The organism is Pontibacter toksunensis (genome assembly GCF_042686245.1).
Lineage (GTDB): Bacteria > Bacteroidota > Bacteroidia > Cytophagales > Hymenobacteraceae > Pontibacter > Pontibacter toksunensis.
The window spans coordinates 1-21,995 of sequence record NZ_JBHUOX010000006.1; the positions used below are offsets into that span (position 1 = coordinate 1).

General features: G+C 48.2%; 11 protein-coding genes and 1 pseudogene. 8 read left to right on the plus strand and 4 right to left on the minus strand.

Annotated elements, in window-relative coordinates:
* From ACFS7Z_RS09565 to ACFS7Z_RS09600, 8 genes and pseudogenes are all read left to right on the plus strand, one after another.
* Positions 1–578, plus strand: a pseudogene (locus ACFS7Z_RS09565) (RNA-binding protein); the annotation flags it as partial.
* Positions 579–742: 164 nt separating this feature from the next.
* Positions 743–1,726: a carbohydrate kinase family protein gene (locus ACFS7Z_RS09570; protein WP_377483792.1), complete on the plus strand. Its 984-nt coding sequence runs from the start codon at positions 743–745 to the stop codon at positions 1,724–1,726.
* Positions 1,699–1,974 carry a hypothetical protein gene (locus tag ACFS7Z_RS09575; RefSeq protein WP_377483795.1) on the plus strand — a complete coding sequence of 92 codons (276 nt, stop codon included), beginning with the start codon at positions 1,699–1,701 and terminating at the stop codon, positions 1,972–1,974. The genes ACFS7Z_RS09570 and ACFS7Z_RS09575 overlap by 28 nt, the downstream gene beginning before the upstream one ends.
* Before the next feature lie 1,048 nt (positions 1,975–3,022).
* Entirely contained in the window at positions 3,023–6,142 is a 3,120-nt protein-coding gene (locus ACFS7Z_RS09580) for a SusC/RagA family TonB-linked outer membrane protein (RefSeq protein ID WP_377483797.1), read from the plus strand.
* 9 nt (positions 6,143–6,151) lie between these two features.
* A complete protein-coding gene (locus ACFS7Z_RS09585) occupies positions 6,152–7,939 on the plus strand; it encodes a RagB/SusD family nutrient uptake outer membrane protein (RefSeq protein WP_377483799.1) in 1,788 nt (595 codons plus the stop codon).
* A 346-nt stretch (positions 7,940–8,285) separates the two neighbouring features.
* Positions 8,286–11,405, plus strand: coding sequence for a PVC-type heme-binding CxxCH protein (locus tag ACFS7Z_RS09590; RefSeq protein ID WP_377483801.1), 3,120 nt, complete (start codon positions 8,286–8,288; stop codon positions 11,403–11,405).
* Between the two features lie 64 nt (positions 11,406–11,469).
* Positions 11,470–12,354, plus strand: a complete 885-nt coding sequence (locus tag ACFS7Z_RS09595) for a hydroxypyruvate isomerase family protein (protein WP_377483803.1) — start codon at positions 11,470–11,472, stop codon at positions 12,352–12,354.
* A 108-nt stretch (positions 12,355–12,462) separates the two neighbouring features.
* Entirely contained in the window at positions 12,463–13,386 is a 924-nt protein-coding gene (locus ACFS7Z_RS09600) for a hydroxypyruvate isomerase family protein (RefSeq protein WP_377483805.1), read from the plus strand.
* Between the two features lie 369 nt (positions 13,387–13,755).
* On the opposite strand, the gene ACFS7Z_RS09605 is transcribed toward ACFS7Z_RS09600, so the two are convergent.
* The 4 genes from ACFS7Z_RS09605 to ACFS7Z_RS09620 form a co-directional block, all read right to left on the minus strand.
* Entirely contained in the window at positions 13,756–14,754 is a 999-nt protein-coding gene (locus ACFS7Z_RS09605) for an FAD:protein FMN transferase (RefSeq protein ID WP_377483807.1), read from the minus strand.
* 158 nt (positions 14,755–14,912) lie between these two features.
* A complete protein-coding gene (locus ACFS7Z_RS09610; RefSeq protein ID WP_377483809.1) occupies positions 14,913–16,232 on the minus strand; it encodes a Gfo/Idh/MocA family oxidoreductase in 1,320 nt (439 codons plus the stop codon).
* Positions 16,233–16,267: 35 nt separating this feature from the next.
* A complete protein-coding gene (locus ACFS7Z_RS09615; RefSeq protein ID WP_377483812.1) occupies positions 16,268–17,269 on the minus strand; it encodes a formylglycine-generating enzyme family protein in 1,002 nt (333 codons plus the stop codon).
* A gap of 542 nt (positions 17,270–17,811) precedes the next feature.
* Positions 17,812–21,240 carry a HEAT repeat domain-containing protein gene (locus ACFS7Z_RS09620; RefSeq protein ID WP_377483814.1) on the minus strand — a complete coding sequence of 1,143 codons (3,429 nt, stop codon included), beginning with the start codon at positions 21,238–21,240 and terminating at the stop codon, positions 17,812–17,814.
* Positions 21,241–21,995 lie beyond the last annotated feature (755 nt).

Sequence of the window (21,995 nt, forward strand, 5' to 3'; positions counted from 1 at the left end):
AACTGTATTATAAAGATTTTGATGACAATGGCTCAGTAGACCCCATCCTGACATTCTACATACAGGGCAAAAGCTATCCCTACGTAACACGGGATGAACTGCAGGAGCAGGTAAGTATGATGCGCACACGGTTCACAGACTATAAGAGCTATGCAGACGCAACGCTCCAGGATATTTTTACACCCGCGGAGCTTTCCGGGGCAGGCCGCCTAACTGCCAATTACCTGCAGACAGCGTACTTTGAAAGTAGTGCAAACGGCAGGTTCGTAGAAAGGAAGCTGCCAATGGAGGTGCAGTATTCCCCGGTGTATGCCATTGCCTCTTTAGACTATAACAAAGATGGCCACAAGGACGTACTGCTGGGCGGCAACATCAGCCAGGCCCGGCTTCGCTTTGGCAAGTACGACGCCAACTACGGCATGCTGTTACAAGGCAACGGTAAAGGCGGGTTTACCTATATTCCGCAGGTAAAATCTGGTTTCAAGGTAAATGGAGACGTGCGGAGCATTCTGCAGGTAAATAACACCGTGCTGTTTGGCCTTAACCAGCAGAAAATAAAGGCTTACAAGACCAAATAGCCACGGGAATAATACCAAATTTCATAAAGCTTATTCCAAAAGATGATAACACTTCACTTGTATAATCAGCAGCCAATACCAGTGACAGGTTATTTGGGTCTTCAGAATCATGGAAATCAGGACACCGTCTATTTCAGGGAAATCAACTTTATGCCTCTTAAAAAATGAAGTTTGACGTAGCAGTGGTGGCGGATCTATGCCTGGATATCGTTTTCGCGGGAGATGTAACGCCAATTTATGGCCAGGTAGAACAGTTTGTGGAGGACTACCAGGTGGAGTTAGGCGGATCGGCGGCTATTTTTGCCTCACAACTCACCAAACTTGGAGGCCGGGTGGGAATGCTCGGAACAGTTGGGACTGACCCTTTCGGAAATCTTTTACTGCAACGTCTTCAAGAGCTCGGGATTTCTACTGAATACATTCAGCCATCCCCCCTTTTCAAGACTTCTGTGGGGCTGGGATTAGCTAGAGGCAAAGACAGGGCCATGCTGACGTATAAAGGCAGTTTAAACGATGTCACGGCAGAGCGCCTTCGGGATTCAGGTCTTCTGGAAAAATCCGGTCACCTTCACATAGCGAGCTATTTCCTGCTGGAGCAGTTACAGTCATACTGGCTGGAAGAACTAAAGTTAATGAAGCAAACCGGAATAACCGTTTCTCTGGACACGAACTGGGCTCCAAAAGAGAATTGGGGAGCAGTACACGGGGTGCTGGAATTTGTTGATGTGTTTATTCCTAACGAAGAGGAAGCGCTTCGGATATCCGGCAAAACGAACGTAGAAGAAGCAGGAGCCTGGCTCAGTCGCTTTGGCTGCTTAGTAGTCATAAAGCGGGGCGAAAGCGGGGCCATGGTGTTTAAGGGAGATGCTGTACTGGAATACCAGGTACCCGGCTCCCTGCTTAAGGGGCTGACAATTGCGGACACCACTGGTGCCGGTGACAATTTTGATGCTGGATTTATCTACGCCTGGTTACAGCACGCCTCGCTGGACGAATGTGTGGAGTTGGCCATGCGCTGTGGGACGGGTAGCTTATCCGCCATGGGAGGAATTGCGGCGCAGTTGACCCAGACAAAGAAGCAACTATGGAATAGGTTATCAGTTGAAGCTTGGGAGGTGCTGTGGAAACGGATTTTGATGCTATTGTAATCGGTTCAGGAATATCGCAAGGGTGGGCTGCCGAGGAAATGTGCGAAGCAGGACTAAAGACACTGGTACTGGAGCGGGGCTCGGGGCCGGGATATAAAGCACATCAAAGATTAACCTACGGCAACGGTGCATCCCTGGGAGTTCAGGCACAGGGGCAGGATGACCAAGACTTCATTGAGGAAAATCCCATTGTCTCGAAAGCAGCCGGTTTTGGTGAGGACACTGATCCATGTTGCACGCTTGTATGAAAAGTCACTTCAGCATTGCATGATTCAGTCATTGCACAGCAAGCCGCTTATGGTTTAACACTGGGAGTGCGGGACATTATGAGTTACAGAAAATCATTCTGCTGATTTCGGGAGACAAAAAGGAGAGGGTTAGGGAAGAGCTGCTTTTGGCAAAATAACAACCGCATTGCCTGCTTCCCTGCTTTGGCTGCATAGGAATGTGGAATGCTTAACCGATGCAACAGAGTTCACATAACACTCTCTAAAGACTTGCGCGGAATGCCTGGTTTGAAAATAGTAACAGGTGAGCCTTCCTGTTCTATCATATAATAGAAGATATGGATGGTATCATCCGCAGGCAAGTCATGATGGCTTTGCGCTGGTTGGCATCTACAGGCTATACCCAAATAAAACAGGGTTGACAAAGCTTAAAATAAGTATTTACTCACTTTGTTTGTGTCTATTAGACACATTATTTGGGATATTATCTACCCTTTTAGTAACTTTTTAGATAAGTAAGTGATTGATTCGTCATTTTTTTTGCTAATTATTTTTTTTTCTTTCAGAGAAGACTTACATTTAATCAACCAACTGAATTACCAGCGAAAGCTGCGTTTAAAGATTATCTTCAGGAAGAAGGGTAATAAAAGATCAGTTATACTCAAAGTCAAATAAGTGTAATGGCTTAGTTTGATTTAACTAACTCTAAGATAATCCATATTTTATCTACTGCATGTATATAAACTACTTATATATAACACCAGGTGTATGGCATCTGCAATAGATGGTACTAAAGACTTTTCATTTCATATAGAATGCCCATATCCCTAAACCTTTGGAGGGAAGGCATCCTGACGGACTTTTTGAAATTTGCATCAAAACAATGAGTTGCTGTACTCATCTGTGAGGTAGCACTTTATATTTATGTATATAATTTTCTTTAAAATCAGCTAACTGGTTTGAAACACAGTTGATTAGTCGGCGCTGCAAAACAAATTGATGGCGAGGCGCTAACAGAGGCGAACATTCTTATTAGTAGTATATTCTTTCACTTAATAAATAGAATCTTATGCAACACTATGTACTCAGAGAGGTCAGATACTTGCTCGTATTTCCTCTCTTCTTTCTCTCTGTTGTTGTAGCGTATGCACAGGGTGCTACGGTACAGGGAAAGGTGACCGACGATAGCGGTGTAGCCCTTCCTGGCGTAACGGTACTGTTAAAAGGCAGTACAACAGCTGCACCAACCGGTGCAGATGGTACTTATACTATAAACGTACCGGATGGCAACGGAACGCTAATCTTCTCTTTCATAGGCTTCGCTCCCCAGGAAGTGCCGATTAATAACCGCTCCACTGTGAACGTACAATTAAAAACGGATGCTAAAGCACTCGAAGAAGTAGTGGTTGTAGGCTACGGTACACAGAAAAAAGCTACTTTAACCGGTTCCGTAACAGCAGTTCAGGGGGAGGAAGTAACTAAAAGCCCTGCTCTGAATGTAACTAATAACCTGGCCGGACGCCTGCCGGGCTTAACTGCTGTAGGTTCAAGCGGTGAGCCAGGGTATGATGGCTCAAGGCTCCGAATCAGGGGTTTGAACTCATTTGGAAGTACAGAGCCTTTGATTGTGGTAGATGGCGTTCCGGGTCGTAACCTGGACAGGCTTGATCCCAATACAATTCAAAGTATCTCGGTGCTAAAAGATGCTTCTGCGGCCATATATGGTGCACAGGCAGCAAACGGCGTTATACTTGTTACTACTAAAAGAGGAACTGTTGGCAAGCCTACTGTTACTGCTTCCTTTAACCAGGGCTATGGCCGCCCAACCAGGCTGCCAGACATGGCAGACGCAGCGGAGTATGCTACGCTACTGAATGAAATTGATGCCTATGCCGGCAATCCTGCGCGTTTCACGCCGGAGGATATTCAGATGTTCGGAGATGGTTCAGATCCATGGGGCCACCCGAACACCAACTGGTTTGAGGAAGTTCTGAAGCCATGGTCCGGGCAAAGCCAGGGAAACGTGTCTGTGTCCGGTGGTAGCGACAACATGCGCTACTATGTGGCACTTACCACCAGAACACAGGACGGTTTTTACTATGACAGTGGCACCAAGTATAACCAGTATGATTTCCGCTCTAACCTGGACGGTAACATCTCCAAGAACATCAGCATCGGAGTAGATCTTTCAGGCCGCCTGGAAGACCGTAACTTCCCGACCCGCGGTGCCGGCAGCATTTTCAGAATGGTGATGCGCGGTAAGCCGAACATGACAGCCTACTGGCCTGATGGTACTCCCGGGCCGGATATAGAGTATGGTGATAACCCAGTGGTGGTTAGCACGCAGGCAACAGGTTACAACAGGGACAAGCGCTACGTGGTTAACTCCAACTTCAGGCTGAATGTGGAAATTCCATGGATAGAGGGATTGTCTGTTACCGGTAATGCCGCCATAGACAAAGGCTTTTACTTCAATAAGGTGTGGCAGACGCCGTGGTACCTGTATTCATGGGATGGTGTTACACGGGATGCAGACGGCCAGCCTGTACTCGTGCAAGGTAAAAAAGGATTTGACAGCCCTGCCCTAAGCCAGTCGACGGAGGAAAACCAGCGGATATTGCTGAATGGTCTCTTAAAGTACGAAAGAACTTTCCTGAATGACCATTCTGTCAATTTCCTTGCGGGGGTAGAAAGAATCACAGGCGGTTTTGACCGGTTTAGTGCCTACCGCCGTAATTTCACCTCTTCTACCCTCGACCAGATGTTTGCCGGCGCAACAGACCAGTTTCTTACGAACAATGGTTCTGGCAGTGTTAATGCCCGTTTAAATTATTTTGGAAGGGTAAACTATGGCTTCAAGAACAAGTACCTGGCTGAGTTTGTATGGCGCTATCAAGGTTCTTATATCTTTGAGAAGTCAGAGCGCTTTGGTTTCTTCCCGGGTGTTTCTTTAGGGTATGTCGTATCAGAGGAGAACTTCTGGAAAGACAATATCGGAGCTATCGATTTCTTCAAGCTAAGGGCCTCATGGGGTCAGACTGGATGGGATGAGGTGTTTCTTCCGGGCAGAGGGTTAGCAGAATATGCTTATCTAACAACGTATGGTTTAGGAGGTGCAGGTTCAGCATTCGTAACAAATGGCGGCGCTACCTTGAATCCAACCATATATGAAACAGGGGTTCCAAATAGAAATACAACCTGGGAAAAAGCCATACAGCGAAACATAGGTTTTGATATGGAGTTGCTGAACAACCACCTGTCTGTTACATTCGATTACTTCGACAACCTGCGATCTGATATTCTGTGGCAAAGAAATGCTTCTATTCCTGCATCAACTGGTATGTCTCTGCCTCCGGAAAACATCGGAGAATCCGGAAACAGGGGGTTTGATTTTGGAGTGACTTACAACAACACAGTAGGCAATGATTTTACCTATGAAGTAGGGTTTAACGGAGGTTATGCCAAAAACAGAATTATTTTCTGGGACGAAACCCCTGGCAGACCTGAATACCAGGTTACAACCGGCCGGCCTATCCCTACAAACCCGAATAACGCAGACAACGACCTGTTTTACCAAGCAATAGGCATCTTTGCCGACCAGGCAGCTATAGACGCTTATCCGCATTGGTCAGGTGCACGTCCGGGCGATATCATCTTTGAAGATGTAAATGGAGACGGTATAATTGATGCCAATGACCGTGTAAGGAACGACAAGAGCAATATCCCTAGGCTGACAGGCGGTATCACCACACGCCTGGGATACAAGGGCTTTGATCTCTCTATGCTGATTCAGGGTGCCGCGGGTGCAGTAAACTATATCAGCACAGAATCCGGTGAAATCGGAAACTTCCTGCAGAGCTTCTATGATAACCGCTGGACAGAGCAAAACCCAAATGCCTCTGGTCCGCGCGCGTTTAACCGAAGCAACGAGTATTGGGTGGGCCAGCGAAACACCTACTGGCTGCGCAAGACAGACTATGTTCGCCTAAAGAACATCGAAATAGGCTACAGCTTGCCGGAGTTCACTCAGCGTTGGGGCATACAGAAAATGAGAGTGTATGTAAATGCCTTTAACTTTCTGACATACAGCCCAGACTATAAAGACTTCGACCCGGAACTGGGTTCAGGATCCGGTCAGGGCTATCCTTTGCAAAAAATTGTGAATGGTGGTTTATCAGTTACCTTTTAAGCAGTAATCATGAAAAAAAGAATATATCCCATCCTTATAGCTTTAGCGTTGGCAGGAACAACCTCCTGCGACAAAGACATGCTGGAACTGACGCCATTGGATAAGTACTCTGATGCGGCTGTTTGGCAGGACCCGGCGCTGGTGGAGACCTTTGTAAACAACATCTACTTAGGTATTCCAAGTCCTTTCCATACCATTATGCTGGCCAACCTCGTAGATGAGGCCCATTTTAATGCTGACTGGGAAACAGGTAACATGACCAAGAGCCAGATTACACCAAGTTACCTGGGTGTATTCGATGATGGCTTCTGGGTTTCGCACCAGCGGTACATGACTTGGAACGGTACTTACAAGAATATCCGGGCATGTAATCTGTTCCTGGAGAAGATAGAAACTGTTCCCTTTAATAGCCAGGCGGAAAAAGACAGGCTGATTGGTGAAGTCACGTTTTTGAGGGCTTACTTTTACCACCGGTTAGCTTCTCTGTATGGCGGGGTGCCTATCATCACCAATACGTATACCCTCACCGATGACTTTACTGCTCCCCGCAACACGTATGAGGAGCTTATCACATTCATCTCACAGGAGTTGGATAAGGCAGCCGAACTGTTGCCTGCCTCAGGTGATAAAGCACGGGCCACAAAGGGAGCTGCTCTTGCTCTGAAGTCGAGGGTATTGTTGTATGCTGCCAGCGACCTGCATAACAGCAACGCATCCTGGGCCGGAGGTTATGCACACCCCGAGTTAGTAGGCTACACAAGTGGAGACCAGCAGGCCCAGTGGCAGGCAGCCAAAGCCGCTGCCAAGGCTGTGATGGACCTGAACATGTACAGCCTGTTTGGGGAAGCAAACCCAACAAGTGCAGACGCTGCAACGGCGAATTATGCTAATATCTTCCTCAACAACGGTAATTCGGAGGATATCTTCCTTCAGTTTAACGACAACCTGCGCAATTCTAACTGGGATGCTCCAAACCCTGGCTTGTTCACTGGTCCTAACGGATGGCACAACTGGGGGGAGAGTGCTCCCATAGGCCAGCTCGTGGATAGCTACGAGATGAGTGACGGAACAAAGTTTGACTGGAGCAACCCGGCACATAAAGCGAACCCTTATGAAAACCGCGATCCTCGTTTTTATGCCAGCATACTTTATGAAGGAGCACTATGGCGCCCAAGACCGGCAGATGTTATAGGTTCTGACCCACTTGGAATTGTGCAGGTTGGTTCCTACACAAGACCGGATGGCACTGTTATACCAGGACTTGACACAAGGAAAGGCCCTATTGAAGATTGGAACGGCTCTTATACCGGTTATTACCTCCGTAAATTTATTGACCCGAAGGTTGATCACCAGTATATCAAGCAAACGCTGCCGTTCCGCCGGTTCAGGTATGCAGAGATCCTGCTAAATTACGCAGAGGCCTGTATCAACCTTGGCGAGTATGAGGAAGCCCTTACTTATATCAATCAGATACGAGCAAGGTCTGGAATGCCTCCTGTAACTGAAACCGGAGAGGCCCTGATGGAGCGCTACAGAAATGAACGTTACATTGAATTGGCATATGAAGAGCATCGATTCTTTGATGTTCGCCGTTGGATGATTGCTCCTCAGGCTTATGAAGATGCCGAAGGAGTAAACGTGACAGGTAAACTGAATGCAGAAGGTTCAATTATTAGCCGCACGTTCGCCCCAATTGTGATACAGGACAGAGAGTGGAACCCTAGATTTTACTTCCTGCCAATTGAACTGGATGAGATGAACAGAAATGATAAGCTGGTTCAGAACCCGCTGTATTGATTCTAATCTAAATAAGACAAGAGGGCTGCCGGTGAAGGCGGTTCTCTTGCCCGTTTTATGTCAGAATTATTCAAGAGAAGAACGGCAAAATTGCTTTAGGAGTAGCCGCAGCGCTTTTCTGTTTTTAGTTCTGTTTTCTCTTGTGTATTAGTGCATAATTAACAATATTTAATGTATATAAAACACAAAAAGGCTACATCATTCAGGGATGGTATGGGTAGCAATGTGCTGTAGAATAGCATGGTCACAAAATATAGGCAGTATTTTCTGTTGCCCTTTGCCTGAACAGATGAGCTGTAAAAGCCACCGGCAGGCACAGCAAAACCTTGAATCATAAACTTTACCGATGAAAAGAAATATTTTTCCAGTAGCCTTACTGATGAGTGTGCTGGCAACATCGTCCTGCAACAACCCGCAGCAGGTTCCTACTGCCCAGCAGGCGCAAACCAAAACAGATCAGCCTGAAACCACCCGTGAGCAGCGGGATGAGTTATATAGCAAATTAACAGAAGAGGAGAGAAGACTCCCTGAAAATGCAGTGTTAGGATTGGAAGCTGCGGAAGGACTGGAAGTAACCCTGTTTGCCTCTGAGCCCATGATGGGCAACCCCACTAATATTGATGTTGATGCGAAAGGACGGGTGTGGGTAGCTGAGGCTTACAATTACCGTCCGGAGCTTAACCCAACCAACCCACAGCGGGGAGAAGGAGACCGCATCCTGATTCTGGAAGACCTCAACAACGATGGCCGCGCCGATACTGCCAAGGTATTCTACCAGGGCAAAGACATTGACGCCGCTCTTGGTGTAGCCGTGTTGGGCAATAAGGTAATCGTGTCCAGCAGCCCGAACGTGTTTATGTTTACAGACACTAACGGGGATGATGTGGCTGACAAGAAAGAGGTGCTTTACTCAGGCTTAGGCGGAGTGCAGCACGACCACGCCATCCACTCATTTACTTTTGGCCCGGACGGTAAACTATACTTCAATTTCGGTAATGAAGGCGGGCAGATAATGGACGCCAATGGCAAGCCTATCACAGACAAAGACGGTAAAGTAGTAAACAACACCGGTAAGCCGTACCGCCAGGGAATGATTTTCCGGGTGAACCCGGACGGAACAGAGTTTGAGGTGCTGGCTCACAACTTCCGGAACAACTACGAGGCAGCTGTGGACTCCTACGGTACGCTGTGGCAGTCAGACAACGATGATGACGGAAATCAGGGCGTACGCATCAACTATGTGATGGAGTTCGGTAACTATGGCTATACCGACGAGATGACGGGTGCCGGTTGGCGGGCTCACCGCACAAACAAAGAAAAGGAAATACCGCTACAGCACTGGCACCAGAACGACCCTGGTTCTATTCCGAACCTGCTGCAGACAGGTGCCGGATCTCCTACAGGCATGGTGGTGTACGAGGGTAATTTACTCCCGGAAGTATACCGTAACCAGATGATTCATACAGACGCTGGCCCGAACACGGTCAGATCATATCCGGTAACAAATGACGGAGCTGGATATAAAGCTGAGATTGTGCCGCTGGTAGATGGCGTACGGGATCAGTGGTTCCGGCCGTCTGATCTGAGTGTGGCGCCCGATGGCTCTATCTATGTGTCTGACTGGTATGATCCAGGTGTGGGCGGCCACCAGATGGCGGATATGAACAGAGGCCGTATTTACAGGATTGCCCCTCCTGGAGCACCTTACAGAACGCCCAAACTGGACCTGAGTTCACCAAAGGGAGCCGTAGAGGCGCTGCAAAACCCTAACCTCGCCACGCGTTACCTGGCCTGGGACAAGCTCCATAACTGGGGAACAAAAGCAGAGCCTGCGCTGCAGAAGCTGTGGAAGTCAGAAGACGAGCGCATGAGGGCAAGAGCCCTGTGGCTGCTGGCGAAGATTGATGGCAGGAGCGATAAGTACATTCAGGAGGCGCTTCAGGATAAGAACCCAGACATCCGTATTACCGGTCTCCGCATTGCCCGTCAGGAAGCAGATAACATTATCCCTTACGTGAAGCAGCTTGTAAAAGACCCGAGCCCGCAGGTGCGCCGGGAAGCTGCCATTGCGCTTCGGCACAACAAGTCGGCGGAGGCGCCTGCCCTTTGGGTGGAACTGGCACAGCAGTATGATGGCCAGGACCGCTGGTACCTGGAAGCGCTGGGCATTGGGGCTGACGAGCAGTGGGACAAGTTCTTCCCGGCTTACCAGGCGAAAGTAGGTAACCAGATGACTGGCAAAGCCACCCAGGATATTGTCTGGCGTTCCAGAACCGGTCTTGCGCTGCCGTACCTTTCCCGGTACATCACAGATGCTGGCACCTCATCAGCAGACAGGGCAAGATATTTCAGGGCTTTCGATTTTATCGATGATCCCTCAAAAGAGCAAACATTGTTAGCTTTGCTCGATGATCAGGGGCAGCATAAAGCTGAAGTATCAAAGCTGGCGCTGAATCACCTGAGCCCATCCAGTATAGAAAAATCACCGAAAGCAAAGGCCGTATTAGACCGGACTTTGGCGGAGCTAAAAGGAACGCAGGAGTATGTGGACCTTGTCCGCCGCTATAAACTGAAAAACCAGAATGAGGCACTCCTGCAGATGGCACTGGCAAACCCGGATAACAACCTTGGGGTGGAGTCTGCCAGGTTGCTTCTTAACTCAGAGGGAAGCAGCCTGTTAAAGAAGACTATCAACAGTAAAAACCAGGCTGATGCCTCGGCTGTGCTAAGGGCATTGAGCCGCGTGGGCAACAAGGAGTCTATGGACCTGATTCAGTCTGTTGTAATGGACAAGTCAGCAGATATGGCCATTCGCAAAGTAGCTGTGAAATCGCTTGGTACAGGCTGGAGCGGGGAAGAGCGACTGATGAATGTGGTCCGTGACGGTAAGCTTCCGAAGGAACTGGAGCCGGCAGCGTCGATAGCTTTGGCCGGCGCCATGCGCACAGGTATACGCGATGAAGCGCTGAAGTACCTGAAAGTAGCCAGTGCAACCGGGGGTAAGCCGCTGCCACCTATCAGTGAGCTGGCCATGCGGCCGGGTTCTGCCGTTAAAGGCAAGCAGGTGTTCCTGCAAACCTGTGGGGTATGCCACCAGGTGGGGGATGAAGGCGCTAATTTTGGCCCTGCCCTGACCCAGATTGGAAGCAAACTCACCAAAGACGCATTGTACGTCTCCATTCTTCATCCAGATGCGGGTATCAGTTTTGGCTTTGAGGGATTCGTTTTCAAAATGAAAGATGGAAGCGAAGTGGCCGGCATCATCGCCAGCGAAACAGAGGATGAAGTAGAGTTAGCTTTCCCCGGCGGCATGAAGAGCAGCCTGGATAAAACAAAGATCGCTTCGAGAAAGCAGATGGAGAACTCCATCATGCCTTCTAACCTGCAGCAGGCTATGTCGGAGCAGGAGCTTGTGGACCTGGTAGAATATTTGTACTCCCTTAAAAAGCCAACGGCAAAACTATAAGAGTAGGGAATGCCCAATACCTGAAACAGGAATAAAGAATTTAAAAATCAAGGAAACCATCGAAATGAAAAACCAATATACACGGCGCAATGTGCTGAAGAACATGGCAGGAGGAGCTGCAGTGCTTACCTCTGCTATGTTGCTGCCGGAACCACTACGGGCTGCCGAATTGAAAGAAATAAAACTGAAGGGCAAGATAAAGCACTCCGTTTGCAAATGGACCTTTAACGACATGCCGCTGGAGGAGCTGTGCAAAGCCGCCAAGGGATTAGGCTTGTCCTCTATAGAACTGCTGGGGCCCGATGACTGGCCCACGCTAAAGAAACACGGCTTGACCTGCGCGATGGCCTGGGGGGCGGAGAAAGGACTGACAGATGGTTTTAATGAACCAAAGTACCATGACGAACTGGTGGCCCGTTACGAGGCGATGATCCCAAAAGTGGCTGCGGCTGGTCTTGACAATCTTATCTGTTTTTCTGGAAACCGCAACGGTATGAGTGATGAGCAGGGGATGCAAAACTGTGCCAAAGGACTTAAGCGCCTGATGCCTACGGCAGAAAAGCATAAGGTCACGCTGTCGATGGAGTTGCTCAACAGCAAGATAGACCACAAAGACTACATGTGCGATCATACTAAATGGGGTGTTGAACTGGCTAAAATGATAGATTCGGATCGCTTTAAGCTGCTCTACGATATCTACCACATGCAGATTATGGAAGGAGACGTAATCCGTACGATCAAGGAATACCATCCTTACATATCGCACTACCATACAGCGGGTGTACCCGGCCGCCACGAGATAGACAACACGCAGGAGCTGTATTATCCGGCTATTATGCGGGCAATTGCGGATACAGGCTTCAAGGGCTATGTGGGGCAGGAGTTTATTCCGGTGTCTAAGAACCCACTTGCTTCACTGAGGGAAAGTATTGTTATCTGTGATGTGTAAGCTTTCAAGGGCGATACATCTGTGTGAGTTTTTCTGAATCTAAAAGCGATATATCCTGCAGTAGCATCAAATCGGTTTGCTTGCTGCTGCATCACTAACACAAGTCATATGAGAAAAAGAGATTTTTTGAAAAGCAGTCTTCTGGGTGCCGTAGCCCTTACAAGTGGAACATCAGCCTTCGCCGGAAGCTCTTTTTCTGAGAAGCAAGCAGGCAAAACTTTCAACCTGAAATATGCGCCCCACTTTGGCATGTTCAAAGAAGTAGCTGGCGAGGACCTGATAAAGCAGCTCAGGTTCATGCGGGAGCAGGGTTTCATGGCACTTGAAGATAATGGGATGATGGGCCGCCCGGTAAATGTTCAGGAGCAAATAGGAAAGGAGCTTACCCGTCTGGGTATGACTATGGGCGTGTTTGTGGTTGACAAAGGCGGTAACTCCCAGAATACGCTGGCGGCAGGAAAGCAGGAGCACGTGGATATATTTCTGAACGGTTGTAAGCGGGCCGTTGATGTAGCCAAACGAGTAAATGCGAAATGGGTAACAGTAGTGCCCGGTGACTTTGAGCGGAACCTGCCCATCGGGGTACAAACTGCCAATGTAATTGAGGCCCTGCGAAAAGGAGCAGAGATTTTTGAGCCACATGGCATTGTGATGGTGCTGGAGCCACTCAGCGATTCGCCAAACCTCTTCCTGCGCCACTCAGATCAGACCTACATGATCTGTAAAGCAGTAAACAGCCCTTCCTGTAAGCTTTTGTTTGATATCTACCATATGCAGAAGAACGAGGGGCACATTATCCACAACATGAACCAAACCTGGGATGAGATAGCCTATATTCAGATAGGAGATAACCCAGGAAGAAAAGAACCTACAACTGGGGAAATTAACTATAAAAATGTGTTCAAGCACATTTATGAAAAAGGCTATAGAGGTGTTATGGGTATGGAGCACGGCAACGCAGGAAAGGGCAAAGAAGGTGAATTAGCCGTGATAAAAGCCTACAGAGAGGTGGATAACTTTCTGCCGGCATAGCCTCGCCCAAGGTTTTTTAAGCAGGTTTAGCTTTATATTCGGAACGGATAAGAAGATTTTGTAGAGAATCTCTTATCCGTTTATTTTTTATGTAATAGGAGAAGTTAACTCTCTGGTTTCTTCAGGTGAACATGACTGAGCTGACCTTGTAGCGGCTTATCCAGCGACTCATTGTCTACCTTTGACGTTTATGGTACGTACGCTTCACTCCCGCGGGTAGGCGTTTTCCCGTTCAGTACTGTGTAAGGACGATGCTTCTCGGCCCAGAGAGCACAGTGTAGAACAATGAAACTAAAGGCTTGATGTCGCTAGATAAGCAGCAGCTACGCCAGCTTAGACAAAACAATCTGCGCCAGTTTCCAAATTAACTCACCTCATCAACTTATAAAACCCTGCTGTTGCGGTATCAGCTACTGTGTTGTCTGCCTTCCGGAATATAAAGTAAGCCTCCAGCCCTTTCTTACGGTTAGCAAAGTGCAGCCCCTTCTCCAGCCCCATTCCCATCAGCGCATTGTCGAAAGCATCGGCTGTCATGGCGTCTTCAGCCCATACCGTTACACTTATCAGTTCATTATCTAGGGGGTAGCCAGTTTTGGGATTTATCAGGTGAGAAAACTTCTTGGAGCCGCTTTGGTAGAACTTCCTGTAGTTGCCGGAGGAGGTGACAGCTCCTTTTTCCAGAGTAATAACTTTTTGGATGGGATAGGCATCATCGGGGTTACCTTCAACTGGTCCCTCAATTCCTATAGCCATGGGCCTACCACCTGGTTTTCGGCCCTTCACCCGTATCTCACCGCCCAACTCTACCAGATAGTTACTGATGCCTTTCTTGTCCAGGAAGCCTGCCAGCACATCTACGCTGTAGCCCTGCGCTATACCGTTCACATCTATTCGTGCACAGGGAATTTGCTTCTTTAAGTGGTCTTTGCGAAGTTTAATTTTACCTGCTCCCACACATTTCAGCAAAGCCTGAACGGAGGCTGAATCAGGGAGAGCCGAAACAGGTTCTGCCCCGAAACCCCAGGCCTGCACCAGGGGCTGAACAGTTATGTCAAAAGCGCCATCAGTTTTACGTGAAACTTTCAGTGCCTCTTTTACAACCTTTTGCAAGTGCTTATCCACTCTTAATCCGGTTGTGGAATTGTTGAACTGGCTGATGAGGGAGTAAGGTTTGTAAATAGAAAGGGAGGAATCGAGCTGCGCCAGGAGGGATGTTACCTGTGCCTTCGTAATAGTGCTGTCTTCGGCGTAATAGGTTATCTGGTAACTTGTTCCCTGGGCAAAGCCCCTGATATTGAATTGTTTTAACTCTGATGGCCTGGAAATGAAAAAAAGAGAAGAGAGCAGGCACAGTAACAATAATCGCATAAGTCAAAGTAAGTAATAGCGCAAATGTATTTGAAACCTGCTACAGTACCTTGCGCACCATAAAAACAAAAGAGATTGTCCCATTAACCCGACCGAAATGCCTGCGTCAGCAGCGGTGGTCTCTGGAACAATCTCTTTAATTCTGAATCAGTATTTTACTAAATCACTTTAGTCACGCCTGGCATTGGAACAGGGTAGAAACCGTTTGCGTCCGGCAGAACCTTTGGCTTAGCGTCCCATGCATAGGTATCCGGCATCAGGTTTACGTTAGAATTTAAAGCTTCATCCCACTTAATCTCCTGTCCGGAGTAGGTGGCGTAACGGCCTAAGAGCGAAGTCATGGTACTCAAGGCGGAACGCTCTGCATCTGCAAACTTGTACTGACCGGCGTCTATAGCGGCAAATAGCTCATCATGCTCGACCTGGTATGGGTTAGGGTCGTTTTTACCGGCATGGTCGTATATCACGTTTCCTTTATAATCCCACAGCTTTCCATCGTTGTTGGCAGAAAGGTATACTTTGCCTTTTGTGCCCTGGAAGCTTTCATCTACCCGGTTTTTGGTGCCTTCGTAGTGGCGGCACTGGCTCTGAATTACGGAGCCATCGGCATATATGAACTCTACCGTATGGTTGTCGAAGATTTCACCGTACTCCTTGCCTGTTCGCTGGTAGCGGCTACCTGTTCCCTGTGCTGATACCGGGTAGCTGTTCTTTACCCAGTTGGCCACATCTATGTTGTGCACATGCTGCTCAGTAATATGGTCGCCGCAAAGCCAGTTGAAGTAGTACCAGTTACGCATCTGGTATTCCATTTCGGTCTGGTTGGCCTCACGTGGGCGTACCCACACACCGCCACTGTTCCAGTATACCTGTCCGGACACAACATCACCTATGGCGCCATCCTCAATGCGCTTGATTGTTTCGCGATAGTTCGTCTGGTAACGGCGCTGTAAGCCTACTACCACATTCAGTTTCTTTTTCTTAGCTTCCTCAGCAGCAGCCAGCACTTTGCGTATACCCGGAGAGTCTGTGGCGACAGGCTTTTCCATGAACACATGCTTGTTCTGTTTTACAGCCTCTTCGAAATGAATCGGTCTGAAACCTGGAGGGGTTGCCAGCAGCACCACATCAGCTTCGGCTATAGCCTTTTTGTACCCGTCAAACCCTACAAAGCGCTTATTTTCAGGCACGTTTACTTTCGCTTTTCCATATTTGCCAAATAGGCTTTTATAGCTATTGTCCAAGCGGTCCTGGAAGGCATCGGCCATAGCTACTAGTTTTACATCATGCTTCGTTTCCAAAGCCTGGAAGGCTGCTCCTGTTCCTCTGCCGCCGCAGCCAACCAGCGCAATTTTGATAGTGCCTTTTCCTGCTGCATAGGCGCCTGCTAAAGGAAGGCTGCTCAATACTGCTCCGCCAGCAAGTATGGCAGAGGCCTTCAGGAAGTCTCTTCGCTTGTTTGCATCGAATTCGTTCATGCTGTTTTTAATTTATGGATTAGCGTATATATATATTAATAGTCAGGGGTAGGTTCCTGGTTGTAGTAAGCCTCTATTTCCGCTTTTGAGGGCGGATTTACCGGCCGCACGAGCCGTAGGCCGACAAAGGGCGCTTCCGGAAACCACCAGTTGCTTTTAGGTATCTGTGGGTCAATTCTTTTCCAGTTCGGGTCTGAACCCTCCCTGTTGGCGGAGCGTAATGCTACGGGTTCATCTTCAAAGGACCCTCCTCTTACCACATGAGGGTATAAATTAACTGGAGTAGCAACAGGGTTTGCTGTGGCCTTGCTCTTAAACTTTTTATAATAGTCCGGTATATACTGGTCCATGGTCCATTCGGCCACATTGCCGTGCATGTCATACAGGCCCCAGGCATTAGGCTTTTTGCTTCCGACAGGGTGTGTTTCTTTGTTGCTGTTTTCCTGGTGCCATGCGTATTCTCCTGCAGCAGCTGCATCATCGCCGAAAGAATAGGCAGTTTTTGAACCTGCCCTGCTGGCGTATTCCCATTCTGCTTCAGTCGGCAGCCGGTAGAAAACACCTGTTCTGGCATACAGCCACTTACAGAACTGGATGGCGGAATACTGCGTCATGCCAACGGCCGGATGATTTTCCTTGCCCATACCAAAGGTCATATCTAGGTAAGGCTTTGTAGGGCGTGCCACAGCATCTACCTCTGCACTTACAGTACCATTGCTTTGTGTAACTTCATAGTCTTTGTAAACGAATGGCTCGAAGATATCCCAGGTTACCTCATACTTGCCCATCCAGAACGGGTCGACCTTCACCGGATGCTGCGGGCCTTCGTCTTCTTCTCTTCCTTTTTCACTGGCCGGGCTCCCCATCAGGAATTCGCCCCCGGGGATAGCCACCATGTCAAACTTTAATTTAGTACCGGGGATTTCCTGGGTGTAGGGCTCGCCGCTACGCTGCTGGGAGTGTGCGAGGTTGGGTGTAAGAGTGAAATATGTGACTCCGGCTAAGAGGAGGGAAAAAGATAGTTTCGGGAAATTCATGCAAGTGTTATGGTTTCTATTACACTGTTTTGATGGTCCTGCAAACCTCGCCGCGCTGCTGCGGCATCTGCTTTTCTCCGTTTGTAACGCGCTCACCTTCCAGAAAAGTTTCGTCAGTTGTGAAGTTGTTACTGCCTGTATTACTGTTGTTTAAGAGAATATTTCTCTGGAATGGCTCCAGAAACCCTCTCTGGCAACAGATTCGCAGGATTCATCAAAAATGATAATTCATATAATTTTATTATAAATGATTAAATAAGCAAGTAAGTACTCAATATTATTTGTGAATGTGACAGTTATAGTCCTGATATTGGCAGTGATATACCTTGAGAAGAAACAGAAATGGGAAAAGCACTTAACCTTATTCTAATGTAATCATTACACAGCTTTGGCAAACTCTTCTCCATAAACAAAGCCACCTGAAACAGCGGACTATATAACACTATATAAATAGAGGAGGTGCCTCATCTGTAACAGATTCGAAGCACCTCCTCTTTCAATTCATTCAATCAGCCTAAATAACTATAAGCCGTTCATTACCATCAGCTATCTTCCTCTAAAGTAGAAAGGAAGCTCACCAAATCCCTTATCTCCCTCTTCGTTAGGAGATACTGCATGTTCGGCATACTGGAAGCAGCGTTGGTTCTCTTCGCAATGTCACTTTTCTTGATAACGGTTTCAGGCTGCCCGCCTACCTTAACTGATACGCTGCTCTCATTTTCCCCCTGGAGTATACCACTTACTGTCTGTCCATTCTTCAGCTCTAAGGTCACTACACCAAAGCCAGGAGCCAGGCGTGCGCTTGGGTTGATCAGGGCCTCGAGTAACTGAGGGCGGGTAAGCTTTTTCGAGATACCATTCAAACGAGGACCAGCGTTGCCGCCTAAGTCGTCGTAAGAGTGGCACCTGATACACTGCGCCGTCTGATGGCTGAAGAATATTCTTCTGCCCCGGTTTGGATCCCCTCCATGCAGACTGCCTTCAAAAGAGGCCGCTGAGGCATTGGGAGATTGCTTCGAACTGATGTCTTTATGCCTCGTGATCAATTTTGGTGAACGGGTACTGGCAACAGCCTCTGCTAATTCCAGATGAATTTCTGCAGGAAGTTTTCCATTGGCATACTGCGTCAGGAGCTTATCGAAAACAGGTTGTGTATGTTCCACTGGTAATTCTCCGAGCGTCATAAGAGCAGCCTGCTTTTCTTCAGGGGTTCTTTTTTCTATTACATCAGAGAGTAACTTCACCATGAGTTCTTTTGAAATGTCCATGTCCGTTAACATATCAAGACCTGCTACACGCACGTTTTTCTCCGGATCTGAGATGGCCTGCTCAATAGCTTTACCTATCTGCGCATCTTTAACAGAGGCCAGTGCACGCAACGCTTCTATGCGAACTTCCGCTTCTTTATCATCTTTCAGGCGGGCAAACAACTGCGGAGACGCCTGTGCAATGTTGAGCTTGCCAATGGCTTTAACAGCACTCAGACGTACCGGTGCTTCAGCATTTCCAGATGCCTTGATGAGGGCATCGGCAGCTTTGCCTCTCACCATGGCAGGGTCTCTTTCGATAACGCCTCTGTAGCGCCCGTCCACGCGGTCAAGCACAGAAGGCTTTGCCCAGGTGCTCAAAGCCGCGATGGCTTCTGCTCTCATTTCTGCCGGAGCACCTTCTTTTTGAGAATAGTCTATCAGGTTTTGCATGGCCTGCTCGCTGCCTACCCGCAGGTTCGCATTGATAGCGCGTCTTAGCAGTGCCTCATTTGTAAAGCGAGCGTCCTGCAATACATTACCCAAAGCAGGAAGTGCTGCTTCTATAGACAAATCATCGTTGATAGCGCGTGCTGCTTCTGTTACAATGTACTCATCCTGGTCCTTCAGGAAAGTAGCGATGCCTGGGTTCTTCATGCGCCGAAGGGCTACTACAGCGGCAATCCGTGCACCACGTGAAGGGTCTTTTGCTAATGCCAGAACCGGCTCTGCCTTTCCTATGCGGGCTAAAGCTAAACTTCCAGCATGGCGTAAATAGGCATCCTCATCGTTATTTGCTTTCAGCATGGCAATGATAGGGTTAACAGCCGGTTCATAGGCTATTCTACCCAACGCTTCTGCCGCGAAGAAACGGGCACGGCTGTTCTCATCCTTCAGCAGTGGCATGAGCGCTTTACCTGCTTCATTATAGCGGATATCACCCAGCCATTTGGCAGCCTGTGCTCTTATCTCCGGATCCTTGTCCTTCAGGAGAGGAACAAGCACTTTAGCATATTTTTTGTCCTGGCGGGCCAGCTGGCTGATGCCCCAGATGCCGTGCACGCGTGCCAACTGATTGTCCCTTTGCTTGATGCTTTTCTGGAAAACACTGGCGCCTTTTGAGCCTCGCTTCGCTAATTCAAACTGCGCTTTTTGTCTTACACGCATGTCTGGGTTCTTCAGTAGTTCACCTAGTTCTCTGTCCTGGCGGTTGCTGAAATCCTCGGCTAAAAGCTTTTTGGTTAACTGTCGCTCAGGCGATGCCGCTCCCTCTTTGTCGTCCAGTTTCCAGATGCGGCCTGTGTTTTTGGTGTTCCAGCCATCAATCCAGTCTGCCGCATACAAGGCGCCATCCGGACCAAAATCGATACCGGTAGCCAGAACGCCACTCATGATTTTTTCGCTTTTCCCGAGTTCGAAGGAAGCTCCTTTAGGATTTAATTTAAAGGCATGAATGCCGGAGCGGGCGGGGTTGCCCACAAACTCAGCAATAAAGAAGGTGTTCTTGTACTTCGGGCTCAGGGCTGTGCCCGGGTTATACAGCATACCGGTAGGGCCGCTCACAAAGTTGGCAATGGCCGGTGTGATATAGGCCGCTTGGCCTTCAAATCGTGGCTTATACATGTTCTCGTCCATCCACACTTTATAAGTGTTGTTGTCCGGGTCACGGTACTTGCCAAACTGCCAGTTGGTGCGCCAGCCGGTGTCAGAGCCATTCACGATGTACACCAAACGCTCTTTTTCACCAGGGTGGTCACCGTCGTTGTCTTCGCTGATGAGGTTGCCATATTCATCGAAAACAAACTCATGTGTGTTGCGGAGGCCATGGGCAAATACTTCAAAATCACTGCCATCCGGGTTAGCCCTTACAATGACGCCATCGTTAGGGTGTTCCCACTTTTTGCCGTCAGGGCCTGTTCCGTTAAATCCGATATCACCAATGCCCCAGTAAATTTTGCCGTCAGGTCCCATCTCCAGGCCAGACATGCCGTGGCCGCCAAACCCGATGTGTATACCGTAGCCATGGGAGATTGAAGTTTTCTCATCCGCTACGCCGTCTCCGTTTTTGTCTTTTATTCGCCATAGATCAGGCGCCACACCTACAAATAAGTCGTCGCCATGAGATAAAATGGCCCCGGCTACATCGGTTACCTCATCATGGAAATCCTCTACCACCAGTTGCGACCTGTCTGCCACGCCGTCACCGGAAATATCCTCGAGGCGGTAAACATGCTCTTTCTCCACCGTCATGTCTCTCCAGTCATGAGAGCCATCTTTGTTCAGGTCTGCCAGCCACTCGTTTGTCTTGCTGTTTTCCGGAGCCAATACCTTGTGCAGGAAGGCGCGTTTTTCTTCTACCGTTTTGAGTTGGATGGAGCCAATCTCCCAGTCCTGGTGGCCCCGGATATCGAACTCAGAGTTCTTCTGCCTGTTGGTTCTGGTGTAGTATAGCCGCCCCTGGTCATCAATGTCGATGGAAATAGGATCGGCAACCAGGGAATCCACACCCCATAAGTTGAGGGTAAGGCCATCGGCCAGTTCAGGGGTGACAAGTGCCTCGATGGATTTGGCTAACTGAGCAGCCGCCTCCGGATCCATTTCCTTGATTCTTCTGTCGATGGGGTCTTGTGCCTTGTATCCTGAAAGAAGCAAGGCAGGCACCAGGGCTGATAGCCAGATTGCCTTTTTATTTTTCTTCAGGTTTGCTAAAACAGCCTTTCTCATGTTAAATGCTATTCAGTAAAAATTGATTTAAAAGTAATTGTGGTAAAGGGCAGCAACTTGTTTTTCTTCTAAGTCTTTTTTCTGGTATTCTTCCAGAAAGAAATCGAAAATCAGAATCTGAAGTTAAGAAATAATAATCTATTAAATAACACAATCTGTTTTAATGTGACCACTTACTTAGTTTGATGTTTATCTCGCTGTTAGCTCATTAACAGATGATCCTATACTGAAAGCAAAAAGAGGAGCGCAGTTGTAGGACTACGCTCCCTCTCCATTTGAGAATCTATACTTTAGATCTAAAGAATCATTCCTTTAGCAAAAGACTATTTCTTTCCTTCATCCATTCCTTTGCCACTGTTTGTAGGCATAATCTGGCTACAGGCTACAGGCATGTCAAGTGCAGATTGTGGTGGTTGATAGCAGCCATGTTGTGGAGAAAGGTATGTTCTGTTTTGTGTGGAAAAGCCAGTGTTTGTAATTAAGTGCACGCTGTTTGAACATCTGTAGGGCAAGTTAAATAACGGATGGGTCTGAGAAAAGAGTGGTTTCTTGTAATAAAATGTTGTGGAATTGGGTGTGTTGCTGTGCAGGGAATATGTTGCCTTGATTTTGGCTCGCACCGGGGATGAGTGCTTTGATAACCTGGCAAGCGTTCTTTCGTTTTCGAAGAGGAGAGAGGAACATCTTGCGAAACAGTAACTATCAGGTATTACAAAATTTGCTTTGTGCGCCTGCTGTCCACTTTTTCCGCTTCC